The organism is Tianweitania sp., from assembly GCF_032053605.1.
Lineage (GTDB): Bacteria > Pseudomonadota > Alphaproteobacteria > Rhizobiales > Rhizobiaceae > Tianweitania.
Genome location: NZ_DAMBUH010000008.1, coordinates 41849 through 66673, shown reverse-complemented (window position 1 = coordinate 66673; position 24825 = coordinate 41849). Strand labels below are relative to the sequence as shown.

31 protein-coding genes and 1 pseudogene are annotated in these 24825 nt (G+C 61.7%); 11 read left to right on the top strand and 21 right to left on the bottom strand.

All coding sequences use genetic code 11. The features are described from left to right. The 7 genes and pseudogenes from RTX98_RS03930 to RTX98_RS03900 all read right to left on the bottom strand — a co-directional run. A pseudogene (locus RTX98_RS03930) lies at positions 1 to 640 on the bottom strand (alkaline phosphatase); the annotation flags it as partial. Positions 641 to 846: 206 nt separating this feature from the next. Next, positions 847 to 2241: an adenosylhomocysteinase gene (gene ahcY / locus RTX98_RS03925; RefSeq protein WP_312794735.1), complete on the bottom strand. Its 1395-nt coding sequence runs from the start codon at positions 2239 to 2241 to the stop codon at positions 847 to 849. 131 nt (positions 2242 to 2372) lie between these two features. Further along, complete coding sequence (locus RTX98_RS03920) at positions 2373 to 2663, bottom strand: HPr family phosphocarrier protein (protein WP_189504501.1); 291 nt, start codon at positions 2661 to 2663, stop codon at positions 2373 to 2375. Then, on the bottom strand, positions 2660 to 3061 hold the full coding sequence (locus tag RTX98_RS03915) for a PTS sugar transporter subunit IIA (protein WP_189504503.1): 402 nt from the start codon (positions 3059 to 3061) through the stop codon (positions 2660 to 2662). The genes RTX98_RS03920 and RTX98_RS03915 overlap by 4 nt, the downstream gene beginning before the upstream one ends. A 143-nt stretch (positions 3062 to 3204) precedes the next feature. Next, a complete protein-coding gene (locus RTX98_RS03910) occupies positions 3205 to 3663 on the bottom strand; it encodes an HPr kinase/phosphatase C-terminal domain-containing protein (RefSeq protein ID WP_312794731.1) in 459 nt (152 codons plus the stop codon). An 8-nt stretch (positions 3664 to 3671) separates the two neighbouring features. Then, on the bottom strand, positions 3672 to 5468 hold the full coding sequence (locus RTX98_RS03905) for a sensor histidine kinase (RefSeq protein ID WP_312794730.1): 1797 nt from the start codon (positions 5466 to 5468) through the stop codon (positions 3672 to 3674). Between the two features lie 24 nt (positions 5469 to 5492). After that, the gene (locus RTX98_RS03900; protein WP_189504509.1) at positions 5493 to 6194 is read right to left on the bottom strand and encodes a response regulator transcription factor; all 702 of its coding nucleotides are present in this window, start codon (positions 6192 to 6194) and stop codon (positions 5493 to 5495) included. A gap of 331 nt (positions 6195 to 6525) precedes the next feature. Here RTX98_RS03900 and RTX98_RS03895 point away from each other — a divergent pair, with 331 nt between their 5' ends. The 3 genes from RTX98_RS03895 to RTX98_RS03885 all read left to right on the top strand — a co-directional run bounded on the left by RTX98_RS03895 (position 6526) and on the right by RTX98_RS03885 (position 9278). Next, positions 6526 to 8136, top strand: coding sequence for a phosphoenolpyruvate carboxykinase (locus RTX98_RS03895; RefSeq protein WP_312794728.1), 1611 nt, complete (start codon positions 6526 to 6528; stop codon positions 8134 to 8136). An 81-nt stretch (positions 8137 to 8217) separates the two neighbouring features. Beyond that, the gene (gene arfB / locus RTX98_RS03890; protein WP_312794726.1) at positions 8218 to 8649 is read left to right on the top strand and encodes an alternative ribosome rescue aminoacyl-tRNA hydrolase ArfB; all 432 of its coding nucleotides are present in this window, start codon (positions 8218 to 8220) and stop codon (positions 8647 to 8649) included. Continuing rightward, positions 8649 to 9278, top strand: a complete 630-nt coding sequence (locus RTX98_RS03885; RefSeq protein WP_312794724.1) for an alpha-ketoglutarate-dependent dioxygenase AlkB — start codon at positions 8649 to 8651, stop codon at positions 9276 to 9278. Before arfB ends, RTX98_RS03885 begins: the two co-directional genes overlap by 1 nt. On the opposite strand, the gene coaA is transcribed toward RTX98_RS03885, so the two are convergent. Genes coaA through hisB form a run of 9 tightly spaced genes read right to left on the bottom strand, consistent with a single transcriptional unit; the run spans position 9275 to position 14507 of the window. Then, on the bottom strand, positions 9275 to 10270 hold the full coding sequence (coaA, locus tag RTX98_RS03880) for a type I pantothenate kinase (protein ID WP_189504519.1): 996 nt from the start codon (positions 10268 to 10270) through the stop codon (positions 9275 to 9277). The genes RTX98_RS03885 and coaA overlap by 4 nt on opposite strands. Next, the gene (locus tag RTX98_RS03875) at positions 10267 to 10590 is read right to left on the bottom strand and encodes a phosphoribosyl-ATP diphosphatase (protein WP_312794720.1); all 324 of its coding nucleotides are present in this window, start codon (positions 10588 to 10590) and stop codon (positions 10267 to 10269) included. Before RTX98_RS03875 ends, coaA begins: the two co-directional genes overlap by 4 nt. Positions 10591 to 10603: 13 nt before the next feature. After that, a complete protein-coding gene (gene hisF / locus RTX98_RS03870; protein WP_312794718.1) occupies positions 10604 to 11392 on the bottom strand; it encodes an imidazole glycerol phosphate synthase subunit HisF in 789 nt (262 codons plus the stop codon). Beyond that, on the bottom strand, positions 11389 to 11706 hold the full coding sequence (locus RTX98_RS03865; RefSeq protein ID WP_312794716.1) for a hypothetical protein: 318 nt from the start codon (positions 11704 to 11706) through the stop codon (positions 11389 to 11391). The genes hisF and RTX98_RS03865 overlap by 4 nt, the downstream gene beginning before the upstream one ends. Continuing rightward, positions 11703 to 12020, bottom strand: a complete 318-nt coding sequence (locus RTX98_RS03860) for a hypothetical protein (RefSeq protein ID WP_312794715.1) — start codon at positions 12018 to 12020, stop codon at positions 11703 to 11705. Before RTX98_RS03860 ends, RTX98_RS03865 begins: the two co-directional genes overlap by 4 nt. Before the next feature lie 13 nt (positions 12021 to 12033). Further along, positions 12034 to 12765, bottom strand: a complete 732-nt coding sequence (hisA, locus tag RTX98_RS03855; protein ID WP_312794714.1) for a 1-(5-phosphoribosyl)-5-[(5-phosphoribosylamino)methylideneamino]imidazole-4-carboxamide isomerase — start codon at positions 12763 to 12765, stop codon at positions 12034 to 12036. Next, positions 12762 to 13412, bottom strand: a complete 651-nt coding sequence (gene hisH, locus RTX98_RS03850) for an imidazole glycerol phosphate synthase subunit HisH (RefSeq protein WP_312794713.1) — start codon at positions 13410 to 13412, stop codon at positions 12762 to 12764. Before hisH ends, hisA begins: the two co-directional genes overlap by 4 nt. After that, positions 13412 to 13900: a DUF2628 domain-containing protein gene (locus RTX98_RS03845; RefSeq protein WP_312794712.1), complete on the bottom strand. Its 489-nt coding sequence runs from the start codon at positions 13898 to 13900 to the stop codon at positions 13412 to 13414. Before RTX98_RS03845 ends, hisH begins: the two co-directional genes overlap by 1 nt. A gap of 1 nt (position 13901) precedes the next feature. Further along, entirely contained in the window at positions 13902 to 14507 is a 606-nt protein-coding gene (gene hisB, locus RTX98_RS03840; protein WP_312794711.1) for an imidazoleglycerol-phosphate dehydratase HisB, read from the bottom strand. Between the two features lie 169 nt (positions 14508 to 14676). Between hisB and hslV the strand changes: the two genes are divergently transcribed. From hslV to RTX98_RS03810, 6 genes are all read left to right on the top strand, one after another. Continuing rightward, positions 14677 to 15225 carry an ATP-dependent protease subunit HslV gene (hslV, locus tag RTX98_RS03835; protein ID WP_280514875.1) on the top strand — a complete coding sequence of 183 codons (549 nt, stop codon included), beginning with the start codon at positions 14677 to 14679 and terminating at the stop codon, positions 15223 to 15225. Then, on the top strand, positions 15218 to 15748 hold the full coding sequence (locus RTX98_RS03830; RefSeq protein WP_312794710.1) for a GNAT family N-acetyltransferase: 531 nt from the start codon (positions 15218 to 15220) through the stop codon (positions 15746 to 15748). Before hslV ends, RTX98_RS03830 begins: the two co-directional genes overlap by 8 nt. Before the next feature lie 56 nt (positions 15749 to 15804). Further along, complete coding sequence (locus RTX98_RS03825) at positions 15805 to 16398, top strand: DUF2585 domain-containing protein (protein WP_416223061.1); 594 nt, start codon at positions 15805 to 15807, stop codon at positions 16396 to 16398. Positions 16399 to 16401: 3 nt separating this feature from the next. Then, positions 16402 to 17577 (top strand): hypothetical protein, encoded by a 1176-nt coding sequence (locus RTX98_RS03820; RefSeq protein WP_312794708.1) that lies wholly within the window; start codon positions 16402 to 16404, stop codon positions 17575 to 17577. A 9-nt stretch (positions 17578 to 17586) separates the two neighbouring features. Beyond that, positions 17587 to 18879 carry an ATP-dependent protease ATPase subunit HslU gene (hslU, locus tag RTX98_RS03815; protein WP_312794707.1) on the top strand — a complete coding sequence of 431 codons (1293 nt, stop codon included), beginning with the start codon at positions 17587 to 17589 and terminating at the stop codon, positions 18877 to 18879. A gap of 96 nt (positions 18880 to 18975) precedes the next feature. Continuing rightward, positions 18976 to 19929, top strand: coding sequence for a DUF1402 family protein (locus RTX98_RS03810; RefSeq protein WP_416223060.1), 954 nt, complete (start codon positions 18976 to 18978; stop codon positions 19927 to 19929). A 43-nt stretch (positions 19930 to 19972) separates the two neighbouring features. On the opposite strand, the gene RTX98_RS03805 is transcribed toward RTX98_RS03810, so the two are convergent. Genes RTX98_RS03805 through RTX98_RS03790 form a run of 4 tightly spaced genes read right to left on the bottom strand, consistent with a single transcriptional unit; the run spans position 19973 to position 22727 of the window. Continuing rightward, a complete protein-coding gene (locus RTX98_RS03805; protein WP_312794704.1) occupies positions 19973 to 20344 on the bottom strand; it encodes a helix-turn-helix domain-containing protein in 372 nt (123 codons plus the stop codon). Further along, the gene (locus RTX98_RS03800; RefSeq protein ID WP_312794703.1) at positions 20341 to 20892 is read right to left on the bottom strand and encodes a Smr/MutS family protein; all 552 of its coding nucleotides are present in this window, start codon (positions 20890 to 20892) and stop codon (positions 20341 to 20343) included. The genes RTX98_RS03805 and RTX98_RS03800 overlap by 4 nt, the downstream gene beginning before the upstream one ends. Beyond that, complete coding sequence (locus tag RTX98_RS03795; protein ID WP_312794702.1) at positions 20889 to 21989, bottom strand: murein transglycosylase A; 1101 nt, start codon at positions 21987 to 21989, stop codon at positions 20889 to 20891. Before RTX98_RS03795 ends, RTX98_RS03800 begins: the two co-directional genes overlap by 4 nt. A gap of 27 nt (positions 21990 to 22016) precedes the next feature. Continuing rightward, positions 22017 to 22727 (bottom strand): Tim44/TimA family putative adaptor protein, encoded by a 711-nt coding sequence (locus RTX98_RS03790; protein ID WP_312794701.1) that lies wholly within the window; start codon positions 22725 to 22727, stop codon positions 22017 to 22019. 175 nt (positions 22728 to 22902) lie between these two features. On the opposite strand from RTX98_RS03790, the gene RTX98_RS03785 reads away from it, so the two are divergent. After that, entirely contained in the window at positions 22903 to 23442 is a 540-nt protein-coding gene (locus RTX98_RS03785) for an FxsA family protein (RefSeq protein WP_312794700.1), read from the top strand. Positions 23443 to 23540: 98 nt separating this feature from the next. Continuing rightward, the gene (gene secB / locus RTX98_RS03780; RefSeq protein WP_312794699.1) at positions 23541 to 24035 is read left to right on the top strand and encodes a protein-export chaperone SecB; all 495 of its coding nucleotides are present in this window, start codon (positions 23541 to 23543) and stop codon (positions 24033 to 24035) included. A 78-nt stretch (positions 24036 to 24113) separates the two neighbouring features. Here the strand turns inward: secB and dnaQ are convergent, their stop codons facing one another. Then, positions 24114 to 24815, bottom strand: a complete 702-nt coding sequence (gene dnaQ, locus RTX98_RS03775; RefSeq protein WP_312794697.1) for a DNA polymerase III subunit epsilon — start codon at positions 24813 to 24815, stop codon at positions 24114 to 24116. Positions 24816 to 24825: the final 10 nt, after the last annotated feature.

Genomic DNA, 24825 nt, shown 5'->3' with positions numbered 1-24825 from the left:
TGAGCGAGGTGAAGCGCAGCAGCGCCAGGCTCGGCGAGCGGCGGCCCTGAACGTCCAGCAGCGCGCCGTTCTGCGTTTCCACCGTGAGATCGAAAGGCGTGGCGTGATCGCGTAGACCGGACACGGCATGATCGAGCGCTGCGGCGGAGCGCGGCGTCAGCCAGCGACCAAACGCCAGGAATGCAGCGCGTTCATCCGGCGCGCCGGCTTCAGCCGGCAAACCACCGACGAGATCCGGGCGTTTGCCTTCGGTGTCCCACACCACGACGCGCTGATCGCGCATGGTGAGGAGTGCATCGGCGCGCTGGGCCTGCGTGCCGAGTTCGGCGACACGGGTGCGCAACTCGACATTCTCGGCAGCGGTGCGGCCGCGCTCGCGGATCAACCAGACCGCCGAAATCATGGCGGCAAACAGAATGCCGCAGAAGGTGGCGAACTGGATGACTTCCGGCGTGCTCATCGAAAAGCCGGGGCTCTGCGCCAATGCGGGCGTGGCCGCGACAAGGGCGACGGAAGCGGATCCTGCTGCAAGTGCCGTCAAACGACGGCCATAGTGCCGACTAGCGCGCAGCAAGCCGACAACGGCCTTGCCGCATCTGGAATCGAGCATCCCCGCTGGAAGCGGGTCGTTGGATGGCATGTCTTGTAACCCTCTCGCCGCCTGCCAAGACCGCCTGGCTGCGATACCGGGTGGGCTCTTAGCCCCGCGCCCCAGCGTCCGATATCGCGAATCATGACACTGTACAGTTATCGCGATTCAGCGGGAAGAATCCTGCGGCGAAAAAGTGAGGCGCGGCGAAAAGTCAATCGCCACGCCTCAATATCTTGTGGTTATTAACCAACAAATCAGTAGCGGTAGTGTTCGGCCTTATACGGGCCCTGCGGCGTCACGCCGATATAAGCGGCCTGTTCTTCAGACAGGGTGGTGAGCTTGGCGCCGAGCTTGTCCAAGTGCAAACGGGCGACCTTCTCGTCCAAGTGCTTGGGCAGCGTATAAACCTCGTTGCGATACTCAGACCCCTTGGTCCAAAGCTCGATCTGCGCCAGCACCTGGTTGGTGAAGGACGCCGACATCACGAAGGATGGATGGCCGGTGGCGTTGCCGAGATTGAGCAAACGGCCTTCCGACAAGAGGATCAGCCGCTTGCCGTCAGGGAATTCGACCATGTCGACCTGCGGCTTCACATTGGTCCATTTCAGGTTGCGGAGTGCGGCGACCTGAATCTCGTTGTCGAAGTGGCCGATATTGCCGACGATCGTCATGTCCTTCATCAGGCGCATGTGGTCGAGGGTAATGACGTCCTTGTTGCCGGTGGTGGTGATCACGATGTCGGCGGTTGATGCGGCATCTTCCAGCGTGACGACTTCATAGCCGTCCATGGCGGCCTGCAGGGCGCAGATCGGATCGACTTCCGTGACCTTCACGCGGGCACCTGCGCCACGCAGCGACGCGGACGAACCCTTGCCGACATCGCCATAGCCGCACACGACCGCGACCTTGCCGGCCATCATCACGTCAGTGCCGCGACGGATGCCATCGACCAGCGATTCCTTGCAGCCATACTTGTTGTCGAACTTCGACTTGGTGACGCTGTCATTGACGTTGATCGCCGGGAACGGCAGAATCCCACGCTTCTGCAACTGGTAAAGCCGGTTCACGCCCGTCGTGGTTTCCTCGCTGACCCCCTTGAGGGCGTTGCGGGTGCGGGTGAAGAAGCCGGGCGTTGCGGCCATTCGGGTCTTGATCTGCGCGAAGAGGATTTCTTCTTCCTCATTGCCGGGATTGGACAGCACGTCCTCGCCGGCCTCGGCCCGCGCGCCGATCAGGATATACATCGTGGCGTCGCCGCCATCGTCGAGGATGAGATTGCTTGGCTGGCCATCAGGCCACTGGAAGATCTGGTCGGTGTAGCGCCAGTAATCTTCAAGCGTTTCGCCCTTGATCGCGAAAACCGGCGTACCGGTGGCTGCGATCGCGGCGGCTGCATGGTCTTGCGTGGAGAAGATGTTGCACGAAGCCCAGCGCACTTCAGCGCCAACGGCCTGCAGCGTTTCGATCAGCACGGCGGTTTGCACCGTCATATGGAGCGAGCCGGAAATGCGCGCGCCTTTGAGCGGCTTGGAAGCGCCGAACTCTTCGCGCGTGGCCATCAGACCCGGCATTTCGGTTTCGGCGATGTCGAGTTCCTTGCGGCCCCAGTCCGCGAGGTTGATGTCGGCAATGATGTAATCGGTGGTCATGAAGCTTCCTTCCGGAGGGCGGCAGCGCGCGAGACCAGGGATCTGCTCGCGCAAAAAGATGCCGCTGTCCTATCAGAGGAACCGCCGTTCGACAACATACACATAAAGACGTCTTTATGTCGTTATGAAGCTTAGTGCTCTTCGCCGAAGCGGTCGGCGATCAGTGCTTCAAGCGCAGCGATCACTTCCGCCGCATCGTCGCCCTTGGCGCTGACACGGATGGAGCAGCCGGGGCTGGCGGCCAGCATCATCAGGCCCATGATGGAAGTGCCGCCGACACTCACCCCATCCTTTTCCACCCGCACATCCGCGTTGAAGCTGCCGGCAACCTGCACGAATTTGGCGGACGCGCGCGCATGCAGGCCGCGCTGGTTGACGATGGTGAGTTCTCGGGAAAGCGCGGCGTTCTGGGTTGGGCTCATTTACAGGTCAGCAGCTGGCTGGCGACGTTGATGTATTTGCGGCCGGCCATCTGGGCATAATCCAGAGCCTGCTGCATGGAATGGGTAACGCGCACGCTGGTGAGCTTGATCAGCATCGGCAGGTTGGTTCCGGCAATCACTTCCACTCGCCCGGTTTCCATGACGGAGATAGCGAGGTTTGAGGGCGTGCCGCCGAACATGTCGGTCAGGATGATCACACCCTTGCCAGTATCGACCTCGGCCACCGCATCCACGATGTCTTGCCGCCGCTGTTCCATATTGTCGTCCGCACCGATGCACACAGTCATGAACTGTGTTTGCGCGCCGACGACATGTTCGACGGCTAAGCGGAATTCTTCGGCCAGGCGACCGTGCGTCACCAGCACGAGTCCGATCATTCTTGAGCGACTCCCGTCAGATCCGCCGGATAGTGGATGGCGGCCGCGCCTTCGCAGGTGCGGGACGGCCATCTTGTCGAGCCCGATCCCGTTGACAAGCCATTATCTGCGCTTTGCATGGTCACAATGCCGCAGTTTGCGCCTCAGACCGGTAAATTTCCAGGCAAAACTTTGTCACCGAGGATTTTGAGCAACGGCGTAACCGCGGTTTCCGTGCTGCGCTGCGGCAGGTTCAGCAAAGGCAGGGTGACCTGCTCGAGTTCAACAGTGCGCGCTTCCACCATCCGCTCGATGGTTTCCGCCGCCACCAGATCGACCACCCAATCCACCTGAGCCCGTTCTTCAAAGTCGATAGACACAGGACCGAGAGGCGAGAGTTCCACTAGGCCGGCAAGCGGCTGCGGCACCCATCCGATCAGTCGGCCATGATGGTGTTCGAGATAGACCTGATCGTCCGCAACCAGACGCGCAAACAGGCCGAGCCGCTCGCCAGCCGCAATCAGCGCCAAGGCAAGCGTGCTTTTGCCGGCACCCGACGCGCCGCGGATCAGCACGCCCTTGTCGCCGACAACAACCAGAGTGCCATGATGATTGGCGGCCACGTTGCCAATCAGCTCTCGGCTGGCAGGCTGACCACGAAGCGCGCGCCTCGGTAGTCGTCAGGTTCGGACCCGAGGATGTTCTCCGCGCTCAGCGTCCCGCCATGCGCTTCCACGATCTGGCGGCTGATCGACAGGCCAAGCCCGGAATTCTGTCCGAAGGCTTCGCTCGACGGCCGGTCAGTGTAAAAGCGCTCGAAGATGCGCTCAATGTCTTCCACCCGGATGCCCGGTCCGTTGTCGGAAACGGTGATCACGAAGCGCTTGTTCTGCCGTGACAGGTTGATGTCGATCGCCCCGCCCTCATCCGGCACGAAGGAGCGCGCATTTTCGATCAGGTTGGTCAGCACTTGACCCAGGCGCAGATCATGGCCAAGCACATGATAGGCCTTGACGCCTTGCGGCAGCTTTTCGGCCGTGAAGCTGATCGCGACCGGCTTCTTGTGCCGGCCGGGCTCGGCGGAGATTGCGACAATGTCGGTGATGAGCTTCTTGAGATCGACCTTTGCCGCATCGTCGCGTGCGAGTTCGGCATCGAGGCGCGAGGCATCGGAAATATCGGTGATCAGGCGGTCAAGGCGGCGCACGTCGTGCTGGATCACCTCCATCAAGCGATCGCGCGCTTCCGGCTTCTTAGCGAGCGGCAGCGTTTCGACTGCGCTGCGCAAGCTCGTCAGCGGGTTCTTCAGCTCATGCGCGACATCGGCCGCAAAACTCTCGATCGCTTCGATGCGAGCATAAAGCGCGTTGGTCATGTCGCGCACGGCGATCGACAGATTGCCGATCTCGTCGCCGCGATCGGAAAAGTCCGGAATTTCTTCGCGCGTCGAGGAGCCCCTGCGCACCCGCACCGCGGCAGCCGCCAGGCGACGTAGCGGCTGGGCGATGGTGGAAGCGAGCAGCATCGACAGGATCGCGACGACGAGTGCGGCCACGCCGAACACGCGATAGATCGCCTTGCGCTCTTCAGCGACGATCTTGTCGATATCACCGCCCTGCGTCGACAGCATCAGCACGCCCAGCACGGCGCGAAAACGCTGCACGGGCACGGCGACCGAGACAACCAGTTCGCCCTGCTCGCCGGAACGCACGGTGGTGGAAGGGCCTCCATTCAAGGCGTTCATGACTTCCGGGAAGGCCGTACCGCTACCGCCAGGCGCTTCCTTGTAAACGGGAAGATCGGTACGGCGGAAAAAGCTGATGACGTAATCTTCCGCCTGTTCGAACCAGTTCGATTCTTCGGTCACCGGCGGAAGGTTGTAGCGAAGGATCTGGCCGCGCGAATAAAGCCGGCTGGAGTCCAACAGCAGATTGGCGTCGCGATCATAGATGCGCGCCCGCGTTTTCGTTGGCGAGATTAGGCGGCGCAGCAGCGGTGCGACGCGCTCGGGATTGATCGGGAAATCTAGGCTGTCGAGCTGATCGGCGCCGGGTGCCACGCTTTCACCGGCCTGCAGTTCCAGCAGCGCTTCCGGGTCGATGCTGATGGAATCCGTATCCACCGTCGCGGACGCCGCAACCGCGCTGGCGATGATCTCGCCCTGCGTCATCAAGCTTTCGACCTTGGCGTCGATCAGCCCGTCTCGAAACTGATTGAGATAGGAGATGCCGACAACCAGCACGCCGAGGGCTGCCAAGTTCAGGATCAGGATGCGGCGCGTCAGGCTGGAAAAAACGTAATGGCCGAGGAAGCGCTGCAGGGTGCGGTTGAAACGGGTCCAACCGATGCGCAAGCGCCGGCGCGACTGGCGCAGCGGGGCGCCCGTCGTTTTGACGAAACCGGTATTCGGCTCGTCCAGTTGCGTCATTGCGGATCCCCGCTCTGAATCGGATTACGCCTCCTTGAAGCGATATCCGACGCCATACAGCGTTTCGATCATCTCGAAGTCGTCGTCGACCTGCTTGAACTTCTTGCGCAGCCGCTTGATGTGGCTGTCGATGGTGCGGTCGTCGACATAGACCTGCTCATCATAGGCCGAATCCATCAGGGCATCGCGGCTTTTCACGACGCCCGGACGCTGCGCCAGGGAATGCAGGATCAGGAATTCGGTGACCGTCAGTGTCACCGGCTCGCCCTTCCAGGTGCAGGTATGGCGCTCCTGGTCCATGACGAGCTGGCCGCGCTCCAATGAACGCGCTGCCTTCTCCGGCGACTTGCCCGGCAGGTCCTTGGCGCTGACGCGGCGGAGCACGGCGCGCACACGCTCCACCAGAAGGCGTTGCGAGAACGGTTTGCGGATGAAATCGTCGGCGCCCATCTTGAGACCGAACAGCTCGTCGATCTCGTCATCCTTCGAAGTAAGGAAAATGACTGGGAGATCGGTCTTCTGCCGCAAACGGCGCAGCAGTTCCATGCCATCCATGCGTGGCATCTTGATATCGAGGATTGCGAGGTTCGGCGGACGCGCCGCCAGACCTTCGAGCGCGGAAGCGCCATCGGTGTAGGTCTCGACGCGATAGCCCTCGGACTCCAGTGCGATCGACACGGAAGTCAGGATGTTGCGGTCGTCGTCGACCAAAGCGATCGTAGCCATCTCCGGCTGCTCCCTCATAGGCTAGACTGTCCCTTTCCAGTCGCAGGAGCGCGCTGTCTGGAGGACAAATTGGGTACAAAATGTGGCACCCGGCTCCTTCCGTAACGTCTGGCTGCAGCCAAGGCAAGCGGAGCCGGGCATCAGACCGGTGCGACGAAAACACGTTCGCTTGCCGCGCAAGATAGGCAGCAACCAACCTCATACAACCGATTTAGGTAAGTTTTAAATTCTTTAAATCGATTAATGATTTGATATTGCTGGGCTTTTCTGATTTCCGAACAAAGATGAGCGAAGGCTTAGATTTTGTCCCCGTTACCGCTTTGGAGGCGTAATGAACGAGACCGGTACGCGCAATCCGCAACATGGACTGCCCGAGAGCGGGCTGCGGAACCCCGGCCATGTCTTTTACAATCTCGGCGCGGCTGAGCTCGCCGAGCTTGCCATCCAGCGCAACGAAGCCCGCTTCACGGCACATGGCGCGCTGGTTGCCGATACGGGCGAACACACCGGCCGCTCGCCCAAGGACAAGTTCGTGGTGCGCGATGCGGACACCGAAGATCACGTCTGGTGGGACAACAACAAGGGCATCAGTCGCGAGCAGTTCGAACAGCTTCATCGCGACTTCCTTGCCCATGCCGAAGGTCTCGACCTGTTCGTTCAGGATCTCGAAGGCGGCGCCGATCCCGTGCATCGCCTGCCCACGCGCGTGATCACCGAATACGCCTGGCATTCCCTGTTCATCCGCAACCTGCTGATCCGCCCGACCGCCGACGAGGTTGCCGCTTTCGTGCCGGGTCTCACCATCATCGACCTACCCTCCTTCAAGGCCGATCCGGCGCGCCATGGTGCGCGCACCGAAACGATCATCGCGGTCGACTTCACCAACATGATCGTTCTGATCGGCGGCACGTCCTATGCCGGCGAGATGAAGAAGTCGGTTTTCACGGCGCTGAACTACCTGCTGCCCGCCAAGGGCGTGATGCCGATGCATTGCTCGGCCAATGAAAGCCACGAAGGCGAGACCGCCGTGTTCTTCGGCCTGTCGGGCACCGGCAAGACCACGCTGTCGGCCGATCCTTCGCGCATCCTGATCGGCGATGACGAGCATGGCTGGGGCCCGGATGGCGTCTTCAATTTCGAAGGCGGCTGTTACGCCAAGACGATCCGCCTTTCAGAAGAAGCCGAGCCGGAGATCTTCTCCACCACCCGCCGCTTCGGCACGGTGCTGGAAAATGTCGTGCTCGATCAGCACCGCGTGCCGGATTTCAATGACGGCTCGCGCACGGAAAACACGCGCTGCGCTTATCCGCTCGACTTCATTCCGAACGCAAGCAAGACCGGCCGCGGCCATCACCCCAAGAACATCATCATGCTGACGGCTGACGCCTTCGGCGTGATGCCGCCCATCGCCAAGCTGACGCCGGCGCAGGCCATGTATCATTTCCTGTCCGGCTACACCGCCAAGGTGGCCGGCACGGAAAAGGGCGTTACCGAGCCGGAAGCGACCTTCTCCACCTGCTTCGGCGCCCCCTTCATGCCGCGCCACCCCAGCGAATACGGCAACCTGCTGCGCGAGCTGATCGCCGAGCATGATGTGGATTGCTGGCTGGTCAACACCGGCTGGACCGGCGGCGCCTTCGGTGTTGGCAAGCGCATGCCGATCAAGGCGACGCGCGCGCTGCTTGCCGCAGCCCTCGATGGCTCGTTGCACAATGCCGAGTTCCGCGCCGATGCCAATTTCGGCTTCGCGGTTCCGGTGGCGGTCAACGGCGTCGACAGCGCCATCCTCGACCCGCGCTCCACCTGGGCCGACAAAGCAGCCTATGACAAGCAGGCTCGCCGGCTGGCGGGCATGTTCATCGACAACTTCGCGAAGTTCGAAGACCATGTCGATGGCACCGTACGAGAAGCAGCTCCCCGCGTTGCCGAAGCGGCCGAATAAAGCGATCCACTTCCGCAAACACAAAGGCCCGGCATCAACCGGGCCTTTTCTTTTTGGCCGCACCGCTGCATCTGAATTGATATGAGCGACGAGCGCATTCCCATCGGCCACGGCCTCAGCATCGATCCCGACACGTTGTCGGAAGTGTTCATCCGTGCGAGCGGCCCCGGAGGCCAGAACGTCAACAAGGTCGCGACCGCCGTTCAGCTGCGCTTCGATCTCCTGGCCTCTGAGTTGCCCGAAGCGGTGCAGGCACGTGCGCTGCGCTTAGCCGGACAGCGCGGCACGAAAGACGGCGAGATCCTGATCGAAGCCAACCGCTTCCGCACCCAGGAGCGCAACCGCGCTGATGCCCGCGAGCGGCTGGTGGACCTCCTCACTAAGGCCGCCGAACCACCCCCCCCGCCGCGCAAGAAGACGCGGCCGACGAAGGGCTCGGTGGAACGGCGCCTGAAAGCCAAGGCCGGCCGTTCCACGGTCAAGCGCATGCGCGGCCGCATAGGCGACGATTGATGGCGAACCAACCCCCTCCCGGCTTCCGCCATTTGCCTGGCTACCTGGACCTCGAAGCACAAAAAGCCCTGCTCGACGAGATCCGCGCCATCGTCGCGCAAGCCCCGCTCTACCAACCCGCCATGCCGCGTACCGGCAAGCCGCTCAGCGTGCGCATGACCAATTGCGGTCCGCTCGGCTGGGTCACCGACAGGGAACATGGCTACCGCTACCAGCCCCGGCATCCCCTGACGAACGAGCCCTGGCCGCCCATCCCCCAGCGCCTGCTCGATATTTGGCACACCCTCTCCGACTACCCACACGAGCCGGAAGCCTGCCTCATTAACTTCTACTCAGCCGACGCCAAGATGGGCCTGCACCAGGACAAGGACGAAGCCGACCTGGACGCCCCCGTCCTGTCCGTCTCGCTGGGCGACACCTGCCTCTTCCGCATCGGCGGCACTAGTCGCGAAGACGGCACCGGCTCCTTCAAACTCGCCAGCGGCGACGTGGTGGTCCTCGGCGGGACCAGCCGCCGCGCCTTCCACGGCGTCGACCGCATCTATCCAGGCACCTCGACGCTGCTGAAGAACGGCGGGCGGATCAATCTGACGCTGCGACGGGTGACGAAGATCGATGCGCCGAGCTAAATCTTCCGCAGCGCTACTTCCTCGATCAGGTGATCCGCGCCCTTGCGCAAGATCAGATCCGCCCTCGGCCGGGTCGGTAGGATGTTGTCCTGGAGGTTGCGCAGGTTGATGTTCTGCCACAGGCCTTCGGCGATGCCGCGTGCTGCCTCTTCCGTGACTTCCGCATATTTGTGGAAGAAGCTCTCCGGATTGGTGAAGGCCGTCTGGCGCAGGCGCATGAAGCGGTTGATGTACCAGCGGTGGATCAGCGCTTCGTCGGCGTCGATATAAATCGAGAAGTCGAAAAAGTCGGACACGAAGGGCACGGCCTTGCCGTCGCGCGGCAGGTCGCGCGATTGAAGGACGTTGATGCCCTCGAAGATCAGGATGTCCGGCCGGTCGACTTCCACGAAGGCGTCGGGCAGCACGTCATAGGTCAGGTGGGAGTAAACCGGTGCATGCACATTGCGCTGGCCTGACTTGATGCTGGACAAGAACCGCAGCAGCTTGCCGAAATCGTAGCTTTCCGGGAAACCCTTGCGCTCCATAAGGTTGTCGCGCCGCAACACCGCGTTGGGCAAAAGGAAGCCGTCGGTGGTGACGAGATCGACCTTCGGGCTCGATGGCCAGCGCGCCAGCAGTTCCTTAAGCACACGCGCCGTGGTCGATTTGCCGACGGCGACCGAACCGGCAATGCCGATGATATAGGGCGTCTTGCCCACGCCGTCGCCGTTGAAGAAGGCCTGGCGCTGGCGATAGAGCAGTTGGCTCGCTTCCACATGGGCCGAAAGCAGCCGCGACAAGGACAGGTAGATGCGGCGGACTTCGTTGAGGTCGATCGGATCGTTCAGCGAGCGCAGGCGCTGCACCTCGTCTTCGTCCAGCGTCAGCGGCGTGTCTGCGCGAAAATGCGCCCATTCTTCGGCTGAAAAGAAACGATAGGGCGAATAGCGTTCCGCCTCGCTCAGAAGCTCCGCCAGCTGGATGGATGGGGCAGCTTCCGCGATCGTCATGCGACGCTCCGTGCCGCCTTTTCGGCGAGACCGGATTGCGCGGTGCGGCGCTTGAGTTCCGCCATGACATCGCTCAGTGGGATGTCGGCCACGGCCAGCACGACAAGCCAATGGTAAAGCAGGTCGGCGCTTTCCGAAACGAGCGCCGTCTTGTCCGGCCCCATCGCGGCGATCACGGTTTCCACCGCCTCCTCGCCGAACTTCTTGGCCGCCCGTTCCATGCCGGCCTGATGGAGCTTGGCCGTCCAGGAATCCGGGGCGCCCGATCGTGCGCGGGTCGCGACGATCGTTTCAAGTTCGGCGAGTGTGAAGTCGCTCATGGCAAATCCCCGGTTAGAGGTCAGCCGGATCGAGACGCACGGCCAAGCCGGCTTTTGCCATGTGCGCTTTGGCTTCGGCAATCGAAAACGTCCCGAAGTGGAAGATCGAGGCAGCCAACACCGCGCCTGCATGCCCGTCGCGAATGCCATCCACGAGGTGGTCGAGCGTGCCGACGCCGCCCGAAGCGATCACCGGTGCGCGCACTGCATCGGCAATCGTGCGCGTGAGAGCGATGTCGTAACCGGCCTTGGTGCCGTCGCGGTCCATGGAAGTCAGCAGAATTTCGCCTGCGCCGAGATCCACGACACGTCTTGCAAACTCCACGGCATCAAGGCCGGTCGGGGTGCGGCCGCCATGAGTGAAGATTTCCCAGCGATCCGCCTCGCCGGCGCCCGATACCTTCTTCGCGTCGATCGCCACCACGATGCACTGATTGCCGAACTTGTCGGCGGCTTCCGCCACGAAGTCCGGGTTCTTCACCGCAGCCGTGTTGATCGACACCTTGTCCGCGCCGGCCAGCAGCAGCTTGCGGATGTCGCCGACTGCCCGCACGCCGCCACCGACCGTCAGCGGCATGAAACAGTGCTCCGCCGTTCTCGCTACAATGTCGAAGATCGTGTCGCGATTGTCTGAAGATGCAGTGATATCCAGAAAGCAGAGCTCGTCCGCGCCGGCCGCATCATAAGCTTTCGCGGCTTCCACCGGGTCGCCAGCATCGATCAGATCGACGAAATTGACGCCCTTGACGACACGGCCGTCCTTGACGTCGAGGCAGGGAATGATGCGGGCTTTCAGGGTCATAGGCGTGATCTGCTTCGACGATAGAAGATAACGCCTGCCGCAATGCACCAGATAAGAAGGAAGATCAAACCGAGAGGCACGGTGTAGATGAGGAAGAAGCCCATCAAGGCCAGCACGGTCAACGGCACGCCGAAATCCACTCCGGCAATGACGCAGGGTGCGGTCCCGGCTTCATTGATCTCACAGCCAAGCGGCATTGCGACGGCGGCTGCAAGCAGAGTTGCAAGCAACGGCCCGGCGGCAAAGAGCAGGATCGCGAAAAGGGCGCCGAACAGCCTGCGGACTGGTGAGCGGGAATCAGGCGGCAATGTCACGCGCGTGCCCGGTACCAGCGGAAGAAATGGATCAGGGCAACCGCCAGCCAGACGACCAGCAGGAACAAGCCTATCGGCACGGTGATCAGCATGAACCAGCCCATCACGCCGAATTGGTAGAGCGTTTCGCCGTAATCAGTGCCGTTGATGATGCAGGGATGGATCGACGCTTCGTCGACCCTGCAGCCATGTGCATCAGCAACCCAATAAACTGTAAAAACGGAAATAATGGGTGCAGCTGCGAAGAGCAGGATCGCGACCAAGGAAAACAGGAACCAGAAGATCGTCCAAGCCTTGCTGCGCCCTGCTGCCATGTTCAGGCCCTACCTACGCTGAACTTCTCAGGATCGCCAGCGCTTCTGCAGGGTCGATACGGCCGTCATAAAGCGCACGCCCTGAGATCGCACCTTCGAGCTTGGCGGCGTCCTGCTGCGTCAGGCGGCGGATGTCGTCGAGCGAAGCCAGACCGCCCGACGCGATCACCGGGATTGACACGGCATTGGCCAGCGCGATCGTCGCATCCCAGTTGATGCCGGCCAGGACCCCGTCGCGGTCGATATCGGTATAGATGATGGCCGCAACGCCCGCGCCTTCGAATTTGGCCGCGAGCTCGATCACCTCCAGCGACGACGCTTCCGCCCAGCCCTCTACCGCAACCTTGCCGCCCTTGGCATCGATGCCAACAGCAATCTTGCCGGGAAAGCGCTTGCAGGCCTCACGCACCAGATCAGGATCACGCACGGCTACCGTGCCGAGGATCACCCGCGCCAGACCTTTATCCAGCCATGCCTCGATCTGCGCCAGCGTGCGGATGCCACCGCCGAGCTGAACCGGGTTCGTCGTCGCTTTGAGGATCGCCTCGACCGCCGCGCCATTGCGGCTTTCGCCAGCAAAGGCGCCGTCTAGATCGACGACATGCAGCCACTCGAAGCCCTGATCCTGGAAGGCGCGCGCCTGATCCGCCGGGTCTTCATTATAGACCGTCGCGCTGGCCATCTCGCCCAGCTTCAAGCGAACGCAGCGCCCTTCCTTGAGGTCGATGGCGGGGAAAAGGATCATGGCTTCCACTTCAGGAAATTGCCGACGAGAGCCAAGCCAAGCGTCTGGCTCTTTTCGGGATGGAACTGCGTACCGGCCATGTTGTCGCGGGCGACGATCGCGGTAACGGGAGCACCATAGTCGGTGGTAGCGACGAGCTGGTCATCGCGAGCAGTGGCGAGGTGGTAGGAGTGCACGAAATAAGCGTGCAGGCCTGCCTCGCGGGTCTGGATATCAGCCAGCAGCGGATGCTGATGTTTCACGTGAATCGTATTCCAGCCGATCTGCGGGATCTTCAGGGTCGGATCGGATGGCGTCATCTCAACCACGTCGCCGGCGATCCAGCCGAGGCCTTGCGTAACCGTCTTTTCCAGTCCGCGCTCGGCCATCAGCTGCATGCCGACGCAGATGCCGATGAAGGGCTTTCCACCGCTTAGCACTGTTTCTTCCAGCACCTCGACCATCCCCGGAACGGCATCGAGTCCGGCGCGGCAATCGGCATAGGCACCGACGCCCGGCAGCACGATGCGATCGGCGCTTCGCACGACTTCGGCATCAGAGGTCAGGATGATCTCGGCATCGATGCCGCTTTCGCGCGCGGCGCGCTCGAAGGCCTTTGTCGCCGAATGCAGGTTGCCGGAGCCGTAGTCGATAATCGCGACGCGCATCAGCGTTTCCATGGAAAGGTGGTGGTAGCCTGAGGCGCAGTCATCACCCGAGGGGCTGGGAGGCGGGCGTTCGTCCGCTGGGGCCAAGGCGTGTCCTCAAGCACGACATCGCGCTCGTCGGCCGAGGCCGCATAGCGCAGTTCGGCTTCCTGGTGGTTGAGGGCCTCCACCGGCCCCCAAACGCGCCAACCACGACGGCGCATGGCGTTGACCTTCAGATTGCGGGCTTCGAGGCCGAAGTAGAGCTGGGTCAGCAGCGACAAGGAAAGCCCAAGCAGAGGATGGCCGCCGAACTGTGTTGCAAGAGCGCCAGCCGCCACCATCAGCGCAAGCGCCGCCAGCGCCTCGATCCAAAGCCGATGGAACAGCAGCCAGATTACCGGGAGGAGAAAGGCCCAGAAGGAGAAGCCATCGCGCACCAAGACGGCGCGATCCTGCGCTTGGGGCAGGTCGGACACATCGGGTTCGAGGACAACGAAAACGGCCATCTCAGCCCTTCAGCGAACCCTTGGTGGACGGAACGACACCGGCCTGGCGCGGATCGGTTTCGGTCGCCATCCGCAACACACGCGCCACTGCCTTGAAGCAGGTTTCGGCGATGTGGTGGGAGTTGGCGCCATAGTGGTTGGTGATATGCAGTGTGATCCCAGCATTTTGCGCCAAGGCGTGGAAGAACTCCCTGAACAGCTCGGTGTCGAACGTGCCGATCTTCTGCGACGGAAACTGCACGCTCCAAATGAGATAGGGCCGCCCCGAAACATCCACTGCCGCGCGGGTCAGCGTCTCATCCATGGCAAGATCGAGCGAGGCGTAGCGGGTGATGCCACGACGGTCACCCAGCGCCTTGTCGAGCGCCTGGCCGATCGCGATGCCGACATCTTCCACCGTGTGGTGATCGTCGATATGCAAATCGCCGTCAGCCTTGATGGTCATGTCGATCAGCGAATGGCGCGACAGCTGTTCCAGCATGTGGTCGAAGAAGCCAACCCCGGTGGCGATATCGAACTGGCCGGTGCCGTCGACCGAAAGCGACACGGCGATCGCGGTTTCCTTGGTCTTGCGCTCGACGCTTGCGCTACGCTGTGCCTCGGCCATGATTGCGGTCCTGCTTCACTGTGTCTGCGCTCCATAACAGCCGCCTCCGGTCGTGACCAGAAGCGGGCTTTGCAAATGCGCGCGCACCTTCATACATAGCCGCCAAGACCAAAGGGGTACGCATGATCGCCAGATACGGATCGTGCGCGCCGCCAATCCGGAGTTTTCCATGCCAAACGAAATCATCATGCACGGCACGACGATCGTCACCGTGCGCAAGGGCAACAAGGTCGTGATCGCCGGCGACGGGCAGGTCAGCCTTGGCCAGACCGTCATGAAGGGCAACGCCAAGAAGGTGCGCCGGCTCGGCAAGGGCAATGTGATCGCAGGCTTTGCGGGCGCCACGGCTGACGCCTTCACGCTGCTGGAGCGCCTGGAAGCCAAGCTCGAACAATACCCCGATCAGCTGACGCGCGCCTGCGTCGATCTCGCCAAGGATTGGCGCACCGATCGCTATCTGCGCCGGCTGGAAGCCATGATGCTGGTCGCCGACAAGAATGTGTCGCTGGCGCTCACCGGCACCGGCGATGTGCTGGAGCCCGAGCATGGGGTGATGGCGATCGGCTCCGGTGGGAATTATGCGCTTGCCGCGGCGCGCGCTTTGTTTGACACCGATCAGGATGCCGAAGCCATCGCGCGCAAGGCCATGCAGATCGCAGGTGAAATATGCGTTTACACCAACAACAGCGTCATCCTGGAGAGCGTCGATCTTGATTGATCCCGAAACCACCTACGACCTCCGCCCGGTTGTTCCGGAAGATCTGCCGCTCCTGGAAAGCTGGCTGCGTCAGCCGCATGCCCTGGAATGGTGGGGCGACGATGTCACGGGTTCCCTTGAAGAAATCATCGAGGCCGCCGAAGGCGTCGATACCGAACCGCTGATCGTCGAGCTCGACGGCACGCCCATCGCCTATCTCGAGATCTATGATCCGCATCTCGAAGACGATCATCCCTACCAGGATCAGCCCTTCGGCACGCTTGGCCTCGATCTTACCATCGGCGATCCGGCCTTGCTCGGCCAGGGTCACGGCACGGCCATTCTCACCCAAGTCAGCGACCAGCTGTTCGAAGAGGGCGCGCCGCAGCTGATCGTCGATCCGCATCCGGATAATGCCAGGGCGATCCGCGCTTCGGCGAACGCAGGCTTCGAAGAGATCGGACGCCGCACATCGGTAGAAGGTGCCGTTGTTCTCATGGCGCGGATTTCCGACGTGGATGCCGACATGCAGGATGGTAGCTGACGAGCAGGCTCCAGCCATGCCATGAAGAACATTCTTGTTCTTCGGCATCTGGAGCCATGATGACTACGCACACCGCGAACCCCCTGCCCCGTTCCGCCTGGAAAACGGGTGTGCTCCTCGTTCTGGGCCTGATCGTCATCCAGGCGATCACCCTTTATGCCATGGGGCGCGTGCCGATTTGCGAGTGCGGTTATGTGAAGCTGTGGCACGGCGTGGTAAACAGTTCGGAGAACTCGCAGCACCTTTCGGACTGGTACACCTTCTCCCACATCATTCACGGCTTCCTGTTCTACGCCCTGATGCGCTTCCTGTTTCCACGCGCTTCGCTCGGCACAAGGCTGGCACTGGCAGCCGGTCTGGAGATTGCCTGGGAGATCGTGGAAAACACCAACTGGGTCATCAACCGCTACCGCGAAGGCACCATCTCGCTGGACTATGACGGCGACTCCATCATCAACTCGGTGATGGATACGGTGTTCATGGTCGTAGGCTTCGTGTTGGCCTGGCGACTGCCGGTCTGGACGACGATCACGCTCGCCATCATTGCCGAGCTGGTGGTCGGCTTTCTCATCCGTGACAATCTCACCCTCAACGTCCTGATGCTGGTTTATCCGCTTGAAGCGGTGAAAGCTTGGCAAGGCGCGCTCTGAACCATGGCAACGGCGAACGACACGCGCCCGGCTTCGATCAGCCTCGAGACCCTTGATGCCGCCTTTGCCTCCGGCGTCATCTCGCTCGACCAGCGTGAGCGCCTGCTTGCGATGGAAGCGGGACCGGAGAGCGTGGCCACGGCCGAAGGCGACGAGGAAAACCTGCGTCTCATTGGCGGCGGCAACGACCTCTTCGTGACAGTCGGCACGGTACTCCTGACGGCCGGCTTCTACTTCGTTCTCAACACGATGCTTGCCGGGCGTCCTCTGTGGATCGCTGCCGCGCTTGCTGCCTTCGCCTGGCTCGTTGCCGAAGTGGTGACGCGCCAGCATCGCATGAAGCTGTCGTCGACCGTCCTCGCTTTGGTGTTCGCGGCGTCCGGCACCGTTTTGCTGGTCCTGCTCGTGCAGGCCACTCTCGATATTCAGCTGCCGGATTCCCTGTGGGAGCTGATCGCCATGCGCGGGCCGGTTTCCCAAGCGGGCTATGCCGTGCTTGGCGGCATCATCCTTGCCGCCGTCCTTTACTTCTGGCGCTTCCGCGTTCCCATTCTCGCCGGCGTGGTGGCAATCGCGGCAACGCTGCTCGCCTTCTTCCAGACAGCGCTATTCCTTTACGACGGCGTCACGTCAGGCACGGTCGCCCCACCCAGCCTGCAGGACGGACCCGAACTCGTACGGGCCGCCCTCTACATGCCGCTGGTTTGCGGTCTGATCATCTTCGCCACCGCGGTGGCGCTCGATCTTCATGACCGTGAGCGCCGCACGATCTGGTCCGATTGCGCATTCTGGCTGCATGTCGTGTCCGCACCGATGCTAGTGCATCCGCTCTTCATCATGGCGACGGGTCAGGACCTCGCCTTTGGGCGCATCGAACCCGGCGCCGACGCCACCGTGATGCTCGCCATCCTCATCATCGGCTTCGTCTATGTCGCGCTTGCCATCGACCGCCGGTCGCTGCTGGTTCCGACGCTGGCTTACTTCGGCACGCTCGGCATCTATTACCTCGTGAACTCGGCCGCCAACACCACGGGCGTGCCGCCTTTCGCGTTGATCCTGCTGGTGGTTGGCGCGCTGGTGATCCTGTTCGGCGCAGGCTGGCAGCGCATCCGACGCTTGATCATCGGTTCCACCCTCCCCACATCCGTGCTCAGCAAACTCCCTCCTTTCAGAATTTAAGCATCCTCCATGACCAATTTTTCTCCCCGCGAGATCGTTTCCGAGCTCGACCGCTTCATCATCGGCCAGAAGGACGCCAAGCGCGCCGTGGCTATTGCCCTGCGCAACCGCTGGCGCCGCCAGCAGCTGGAAGGCTCGATGCGCGAAGAGGTAATGCCGAAGAACATCCTGATGATCGGGCCGACTGGCGTCGGCAAGACCGAGATTTCGCGTCGCCTCGCCAAGCTCGCCGGCGCGCCCTTCATCAAGGTCGAAGCCACCAAGTTCACCGAAGTCGGCTATGTCGGCCGCGATGTCGAGCAGATCATCCGCGACCTCGTTGAAGTCGCCATCGGCCTGCAGCGCGAAAAGATGCGCGAGAACGTCAAGGCGCGCGCTCATGTCAATGCCGAGGAACGCGTGCTGGAAGCCCTTGTCGGCAAGACCGCCAGCCCGGCGACCCGCGACTCGTTCCGCAAGAAACTGCGCGACGGCGAGATGGACGACAAGGAAATCGAGATCGAGGTCGCCGATACCGGCGCGCCCGGCGGCTTCGAGGTTCCGGGCATGCCCAATATCGGCGTGCTCAACATCAACGACCTGATGTCAAAGATGGGTGGCAGCCGTACCAAGACTCGCCGTACGACCGTGAAGGAAAGCTACGACTTCCTGATCAATGACGAGAGCGACAAGCTGCTCGACCAGGAAGAAGTCACCCAGCGCGCCATCGAGTCCACCCAGAATGACGGCATCGTCTTCCTGGACGAGATCGACAAGGTGGCCGGCAGCGACAGTCGTACTGGTCCGTCACGCGAAGGCGTGCAGCGCGATCTGCTGCCGCTGGTGGAAGGCACCACGGTTGCCACCAAGTACGGGCCGGTGAAGACCGACCACATCCTGTTCATTGCATCAGGCGCCTTCCATGTCGCCAAGCCGTCCGACCTGCTGCCTGAGCTTCAGGGTCGCCTGCCGATCCGCGTCGAGTTGCGAGCTTTGGAGAAGGACGACTTCCGCCGTATCCTCACCGAAACGGAAGCCAGCCTCATCAAGCAGTATATCGCCCTGATGAACACGGAAGGTGTGGCGCTCGACTTCACCGATGACGCGATCGACCAGCTCGCTGGCATCGCGGTCGACCTCAACGCCAATGTCGAGAATATCGGTGCGCGGCGGTTGTCGACCGTCATGGAACGGGTGCTGGACGAGATCTCCTATACCGCGCCCGATCAGGGTGGCACGACACTCACGATCGATGCGGAGTATGTGAAGAAGCACGTCGGCGATCTCGCCAAGAACACCGACCTGTCGCGCTTCATACTTTGATATTGGAAGGGCCGACGCTAAACCCGGCCCTTTCCTTTTCAGTGAGCCTGATGCAAAGGCTCAGCTAATCAACAGGCCTGATCCCGGGGAACGAGCATGCCCATGCGCCGCTTTTGCATTGTTATGCTCAGCCTTCTTCTTGCCGCGCCCGCTTTCGCCATTACGCAAGTGCCTGAGGGCAACCGTAATGCCGAACAGCCCGGTGTGCCCGGCGGCTCGGCCCGGCGCACGGCAGCCCTCAGCACCACCTATGAGAACAAGTATCGCAAGGTCCTGAAGCTGCTTCAGACCGACAAGGCGCTGCGCACCAAGATCATCCAGACCGCACGGGCCTATGGCATTGCGCCGATCCATATCGCCGGCGCGATCGTTGGCGAGCATACCTATAATGTCGATGCCTATGACCGGCTTCAGACCTATTACGTCAAGGCGACGTCCTATCTCGGCTCCAGCTTCGCCTTCAAATATGACGGAGAGACCGTTGATCGCTTCGTTCAGCGTCCTGAGTTTGCGCAGTGTGCCTCGGTTCAGGAAAGCTATGCGCTTTGGACCTGCCGTGAGAGAGTCTGGAATGCCAAGTTCGCTGGAAAGAGCGTGGACGGAACCAAGTTCCCCAGCGATCGATTCGGAGCCGTTTTCTTCCAGCCTTTTTATGCCGGCCAGACCTTCGGCCTGGGCCAGCTCAACCCACTGACCGCCCTGCAGATGAGCGATCTCGTTCATCGCGTCTCAGGCTTCCCGAAGCTCGATGCGGCGGAGCCGGCCAAGGTCTATGAGACGATCATGGATCCCGACAAGACGCTGCCTTACGTCGCCGCGACGTTGAAGAAGTCGATCGATGCCTATCGCCGCGTGGGCTTCGACATCTCGAACAATCCAGGCATTACTGCCACGCTCTACAATATCGGTCAGCCCGAAGCGCGGGCTTCTGCGTTGAAGGCGGAAAATGCCCAGCGCCGTGCGCGCGGCGAAGCCGAGCGCCTGCCGGAAGAGAACTATTACGGCTGGCTGGTCAACGACCGGATCGCTGATCTCCAGGCGCTGTTCTAAAGCGTCGTCCGACGCTGATTTGAACGCAAAGCCTGCTCGTACTCTACCTCGAAGCGGCCTTTATAGGCTGATCGAGCACCGCCTGCATGGCCGCGATCTGCTCGGGAGACAGGTGCCGGATACGCTCGGCTAACCGGTTGGCGAGAGCGGTCGCTTCTGGCGCGAGGCTCACCGTATCGACGACGACGCGCGGATCGGAAATTTCGGCCAGCCGTTGCAGGTCTTCGGCTTCATCCCAGATCACGTTGAAATAGCCGATGATCTTCTGGATCATCGCCCAGGTCGGCTTGCCGCGACGGCCGTGTTCGAGGGCCGACAGGTAGGAGGCGGAAACGCCCAGTGCGGCCGCCATGTCCTTTTGCTCGACGCCGCGGGCTTGCCTGAGTTGCCTAAGCTTGGCGCCGAACGGCGTCATGACGTGCGCCGCCGCAACCGCACATAAAGCGCGCCAGTTCCGCCATGATGGCGCGCGGCATCATGATAGCCGCCGACCAGCACACGGAACGGCGGCGTTGCGAACCATGCCGGCACGGCGCGCTTCAAGATGCCCTCGCTGCCGAAGGATGCGCCCTTTCCGGTGACAACCAGCACATGGCGGCGGTCATGCGCGTAAGCCTGATGCATGAAGCCGAGCAGCATGGAATGCGCTTCGCTTTGGGTCAGGCCGTGCAGATCGATCTTGCCGTCGATCACCACCCTGCCCTTAGCAATCTTGTCGCGGGTCGGGCGGTCGATGGTCTGGCGCGGCGCGGTCATCGTGACGGTCGGCCGTTTGACCTCGGGTGCACGGTCGAGATCGGCAGCGAAGCGGTCGGCGGAATTCAGTTTGCTTTCAGTGAGTTGCGCATCCTTGATCGGCGCCGATTCCAGCGGAAGCGCCTTGCCCTTCAGCGGGGTCGTGGTGACCGCCACCGTGTGCCAGAGAATGCGGTCTTCTTCGGTGAGTTGCTTGCCGCGCTTCATGAGCCGAACCGCTCCACCGCCGGTGTCGGAATGAGGATAGTGAAATGCGCTAAGTGCTTGATGACGCCTGCTATTTCGCCAGCCGCATCGCCTGAGCCAAAGAACAAGTCGCCGCGAGCGGGACCGACGATGGCGGAGCCAGTATCCTGAGCAATCATCAATCTTGCCAAGGGCTTGCCGACTTCCATCAAGTCAGGAGCCTGGATGAAGAACGGCGTTCCGAAGGTGTGGATCAGGCGATCGACGGCAAGCGAGCGGCCTGGGGTCAGAGGCACCTTGGCGGCGGCGATGGGACCGAGTTCGGGGTCATCGACCGGGGCTTCGCGGAAGAAGATGAAGGAGCGATTTTGGTGCAAAATTTCGGAAAGACGCTCCGGTTTTTCCTGAAACCAGCTGCGAATCTTCCGGATTGTCACCTCGGAACGGGAAATTTCTCCCGTTTCGACGAGGATTTTTCCGGGTCCGGTGAAGGGATGACCGGTTTTTGCCGCGTAGGTGACGCGCTGCTCGCCGTCGGAAAATTGCAACCGCGCCGCACCCTGGACGTGGATAAGAAAAAGCGCGAACCGGTCTTCCAGCCAGGCGAATTCCAATCCGCGACCATCCAGCGCTCCGGTCTCGATCGCGGCGCGGTCAAAATATTCGACGATGCCGTCATCGGTCTGGCGGCCGAAGGCGAAATACGGATCCATGTCGGGAGGACGGTTTCCGTCATCGAGATCGACGAGGTCGTCAGGTCTGCGAAACAGGGGATAGCGGAAGGTTTCGGTCCGGTGACGTGACGCCTGGACGATGGGTTCGTAATAGCCCGTTACGAAACCGGCCTCGCCGGAAGCAGGCTGGATGCTGAACGGGACGAAGTGGGTTTCGAAGAAGGTGCGGGCGGCACCTTCATCGCTATCGGCTAGACTCAAAGCGGCGCGATAGGCGGCGTCAAAATCAGCAGGAGGCAAGCCTAGGCTACCGGTTCGGTAAGCCTTGGTTTGTGCATGAAGCGCGCAACGGCGAAATGCCGCCAGCGCTTCAACAAACGTGTCCGCAGCCCATCCGCCGAGGGTGGCGAAATCCGTGCGCTGGAGATGAGCGGCGGGTTGCATGATCGGGCACGGAAGCCGGCGCGCCGATCAGTCTTCGGCTTCTGTCGCGACCAGCTTCCAGTTCGGATCACGCGAGCGCGTATCGCGCGAGAAGGTCCAGACATCCTTGACCTCGGCGACAGCTTCCGGATCACCCTCGATGACCTCACCAGCCGCATCGCGCGTGGCCGAGATCAACTCGCTGATGATGCGCAGGGTGACATGGGCTTCCGAGCCCTTCATTTCCGCACCCACAACATCGGCCTTGTTGATGCCGACGAAAGAAGACTGGACCTTCTCGTTGCGCTTTTCCCGGTCGGTAATGGCGGCAACGAAGCCGTCATAGACTTCCTTGGAAAGAAGGCTCTTGAGCGCCTTGCGGTCGCCTTCGGCAAAGGCGGTCACGATCATTTCATAAGCCATCTTGGCGCCGTCAACGAAACCGCCGGCTTCAAAGGAGGGATCCGCGTCGCGGATGGCGCGCAGGCCAGTGTTGACCTCACTGCCGGGCGTGGTCAGCGCATCAATCGCGGCATAGTTTTCCGCAGCAGTCTCGGCAGCGGGCTTCTGCTTGCGGGGAAGGGAAACGACGTTCTCCGAACCTTGTGCCGGATCGGCGCTGCGCTTGCGCGCGGCGGTATAGGGATCGAATGGCGGGCGCTCGTTGCCGGTGCGGCGTCCGAGCACGTTGCGCAGCTGGTAGAAAATCACGGCAGCCGCGACGATGAAGAGGATCGTGCCCAGATCGAAATATTCCATCGCTGACGCCTGTCGGCTCCTGTTTTGCTGCGCCGGTCTGAAGCCGTTCGCTCATCTCACCGGATGCTGTCCCACATCCATTCCTTCCTTTCCATATAGAATGCGCTGCGGCATCATTCAAATTCCCGAGGGGAGTTCCCATCTGTTCGGGATCATCCCGCCCGGGATGGCAACTTTGTCCTTGAGCAAAAGGGTCGACGCCACAGTGCGCCTGTCCATTATTCCCCTGATCTTCCTCGGCTACATCCTTCTGGAAATCGCCGTCTTCATTCTCGTTGGCGATGCGATCGGCGTGTTGCCGACGCTGGGCCTCATTCTTCTGTCCGGCGTGGTCGGCGTCGGTTTGATGCGGGTGCAGGGCTTCGGTGTCATTGCCCGCATGCGCTCCGAACAGGCAGCCGGACGCGTTCCCGGACGTGAAGTGCTGCATGGTTTCATGATCCTGCTGGCCGGCATTCTTCTTCTTCTGCCGGGCTTCGTCACGGATGTGCTGGGCCTGCTGCTGTTCATTCCGGCGGTGCGCGACGGCGCCTGGAACCTGATCAAGAGCCGCCTGACGGTCGTTACCAATGTCCGCGGCTTTCGCGGGCGTCGCGCGCCGGCAGACCGGGTGGTGGATCTGGATGATGCCGAGTTTCACCGCACCGACCAGCGCGCCCCAGACGCAAAGCCAGGCTCGAGCCCCTGGATCAGGCACGAGGATCGCCGCAACTGAACGTGCCGCCGCGCTTGTCACTCAAACGGCAATCATGGTAGCCACGCGCCACATGCTAAAGCGGGTGTGTGATCGCCCGAGCTCGTTAGGGAAATGATATGTCCGACAAGCCTTTCGCGCCGACCGGTGCCCCTGCCAATGGCGCTGCAGCGCCTTCGCTGAACATCCTGACGCAGTATGTGAAGGACCTGTCCTTCGAAAATCCAGGCGCGCCGAACTCGCTGCGCGGCCGCAACCAGTCGCCGAACATCGGCATCAACGTGAATGTCGGCGCCAACCCGATCGGCGACAAGGAATATGACGTCACCCTGACCCTGTCGGCTAAGGCCGGCGAGGACAAGGAAGTGCTGTTCAACGTCGAACTGGTTTATGGCGGCGTGTTCCGCATCGACGGTTTCCCGCAGGAGCACATGCTGCCGGTGCTGTTCATCGAATGCCCGCGCCTGCTGTTCCCCTTCGCGCGCCAGATCCTCGCTGACGCCACGCGCAATGGCGGCTTCCCGCCGCTGATGCTCGATCCGATCGATTTCGGCCAGATGTTCCAGCAGAAGATGGCCGAGGAACAGGCCAAGAGCAAAATCCAGGTTAGCTAAGTGGCATTCGCCACACCTCTGAAAAAAAGAGAGCCCGCACTTGATGCGGGCTTTTTTGTGCCGTGGGAAACAGCGTGATCATGCGCTGGGAAGCGTGCTCCAGATCGCCTTTTCGCCAAGGCTGGCCACGAGGGCTGCATGGGCGGCCCGTTCTTCGTCACTGAGCCGCGGCGTGAGTGCCCTTGGACGCGGCATGGTTTCGATGACGATGGTTGTTTCCGAATAGCCACCGCCGTTCGACAAGGACACTTCGAAGCCAAGGGCGGCCTGCTTGCCGCCAATCAGCTCGATATAGACTTCGGCCAACAATTCTGAATCGAGCAGCGCGCCGTGTTTGGTGCGGCGGGTGTTGTCGATGCCGTAGCGACGGCACAGAGCATCGAGCGAGTTTGGCCCCATAGGATGCTTGCGCTTGGCCATGGCCAGCGTGTCCACCACACGGATCGGCTCAACCGGCGGATGGCCGAGACGCGCAAACTCTGCATTGATGAAGTTGATATCGAAGGTGGCGTTGTGCGCGACCAGCTTGGCACCTTCAATGAAAGACAGGAACTCGTCGCAGATATGCGGGAAATGCGGCTTGTCGGCGAGGTGCTCGACGGTGATGCCATGCACGGCGAGCGCTTCGGGATGGATCTCGCGACCCTGGGGATTGATGTAAAAGTGGATCGTACGACCGGTCGGAAAGCGATTGTCGAGTTCGATGCCGCCGATTTCAATCACTCGGTCTTCGCGGTGATCAAGGCCGGTGGTTTCGGTATCGAAGATGATTTCACGCATCGATTCGGAT

Excerpts from the sequence above, each read along its gene's own strand:
- ahcY (WP_312794735.1), bottom strand. The coding sequence starts at position 2,241 with ATGACCACCGATTACATCATTGCCGACATCAACCTCGCGGACTGGGGC.
- RTX98_RS03920 (WP_189504501.1), bottom strand. The coding sequence starts at position 2,663 with ATGAGCCCAACCCAGAACGCCGCGCTTTCCCGAGAACTCACCATCGTC.
- RTX98_RS03915 (WP_189504503.1), bottom strand. The coding sequence starts at position 3,061 with ATGATCGGACTCGTGCTGGTGACGCACGGTCGCCTGGCCGAAGAATTC.
- RTX98_RS03905 (WP_312794730.1), bottom strand. The coding sequence starts at position 5,468 with ATGACGCAACTGGACGAGCCGAATACCGGTTTCGTCAAAACGACGGGC.
- RTX98_RS03900 (WP_189504509.1), bottom strand. The coding sequence starts at position 6,194 with ATGGCTACGATCGCTTTGGTCGACGACGACCGCAACATCCTGACTTCC.
- RTX98_RS03895 (WP_312794728.1), top strand. The coding sequence starts at position 6,526 with ATGAACGAGACCGGTACGCGCAATCCGCAACATGGACTGCCCGAGAGC.
- arfB (WP_312794726.1), top strand. The coding sequence starts at position 8,218 with ATGAGCGACGAGCGCATTCCCATCGGCCACGGCCTCAGCATCGATCCC.
- RTX98_RS03885 (WP_312794724.1), top strand. The coding sequence starts at position 8,649 with ATGGCGAACCAACCCCCTCCCGGCTTCCGCCATTTGCCTGGCTACCTG.
- coaA (WP_189504519.1), bottom strand. The coding sequence starts at position 10,270 with ATGACGATCGCGGAAGCTGCCCCATCCATCCAGCTGGCGGAGCTTCTG.
- RTX98_RS03875 (WP_312794720.1), bottom strand. The coding sequence starts at position 10,590 with ATGAGCGACTTCACACTCGCCGAACTTGAAACGATCGTCGCGACCCGC.
- hisF (WP_312794718.1), bottom strand. The coding sequence starts at position 11,392 with ATGACCCTGAAAGCCCGCATCATTCCCTGCCTCGACGTCAAGGACGGC.
- RTX98_RS03860 (WP_312794715.1), bottom strand. The coding sequence starts at position 12,020 with ATGGCAGCAGGGCGCAGCAAGGCTTGGACGATCTTCTGGTTCCTGTTT.
- hisA (WP_312794714.1), bottom strand. The coding sequence starts at position 12,765 with ATGATCCTTTTCCCCGCCATCGACCTCAAGGAAGGGCGCTGCGTTCGC.
- hisH (WP_312794713.1), bottom strand. The coding sequence starts at position 13,412 with ATGCGCGTCGCGATTATCGACTACGGCTCCGGCAACCTGCATTCGGCG.
- RTX98_RS03845 (WP_312794712.1), bottom strand. The coding sequence starts at position 13,900 with ATGGCCGTTTTCGTTGTCCTCGAACCCGATGTGTCCGACCTGCCCCAA.
- hisB (WP_312794711.1), bottom strand. The coding sequence starts at position 14,507 with ATGGCCGAGGCACAGCGTAGCGCAAGCGTCGAGCGCAAGACCAAGGAA.
- hslV (WP_280514875.1), top strand. The coding sequence starts at position 14,677 with ATGCCAAACGAAATCATCATGCACGGCACGACGATCGTCACCGTGCGC.
- RTX98_RS03825 (WP_416223061.1), top strand. The coding sequence starts at position 15,805 with ATGATGACTACGCACACCGCGAACCCCCTGCCCCGTTCCGCCTGGAAA.
- RTX98_RS03820 (WP_312794708.1), top strand. The coding sequence starts at position 16,402 with ATGGCAACGGCGAACGACACGCGCCCGGCTTCGATCAGCCTCGAGACC.
- hslU (WP_312794707.1), top strand. The coding sequence starts at position 17,587 with ATGACCAATTTTTCTCCCCGCGAGATCGTTTCCGAGCTCGACCGCTTC.
- RTX98_RS03810 (WP_416223060.1), top strand. The coding sequence starts at position 18,976 with ATGCCCATGCGCCGCTTTTGCATTGTTATGCTCAGCCTTCTTCTTGCC.
- RTX98_RS03805 (WP_312794704.1), bottom strand. The coding sequence starts at position 20,344 with ATGACGCCGTTCGGCGCCAAGCTTAGGCAACTCAGGCAAGCCCGCGGC.
- RTX98_RS03800 (WP_312794703.1), bottom strand. The coding sequence starts at position 20,892 with ATGAAGCGCGGCAAGCAACTCACCGAAGAAGACCGCATTCTCTGGCAC.
- RTX98_RS03795 (WP_312794702.1), bottom strand. The coding sequence starts at position 21,989 with ATGCAACCCGCCGCTCATCTCCAGCGCACGGATTTCGCCACCCTCGGC.
- RTX98_RS03790 (WP_312794701.1), bottom strand. The coding sequence starts at position 22,727 with ATGGAATATTTCGATCTGGGCACGATCCTCTTCATCGTCGCGGCTGCC.
- secB (WP_312794699.1), top strand. The coding sequence starts at position 23,541 with ATGTCCGACAAGCCTTTCGCGCCGACCGGTGCCCCTGCCAATGGCGCT.
- dnaQ (WP_312794697.1), bottom strand. The coding sequence starts at position 24,815 with ATGCGTGAAATCATCTTCGATACCGAAACCACCGGCCTTGATCACCGC.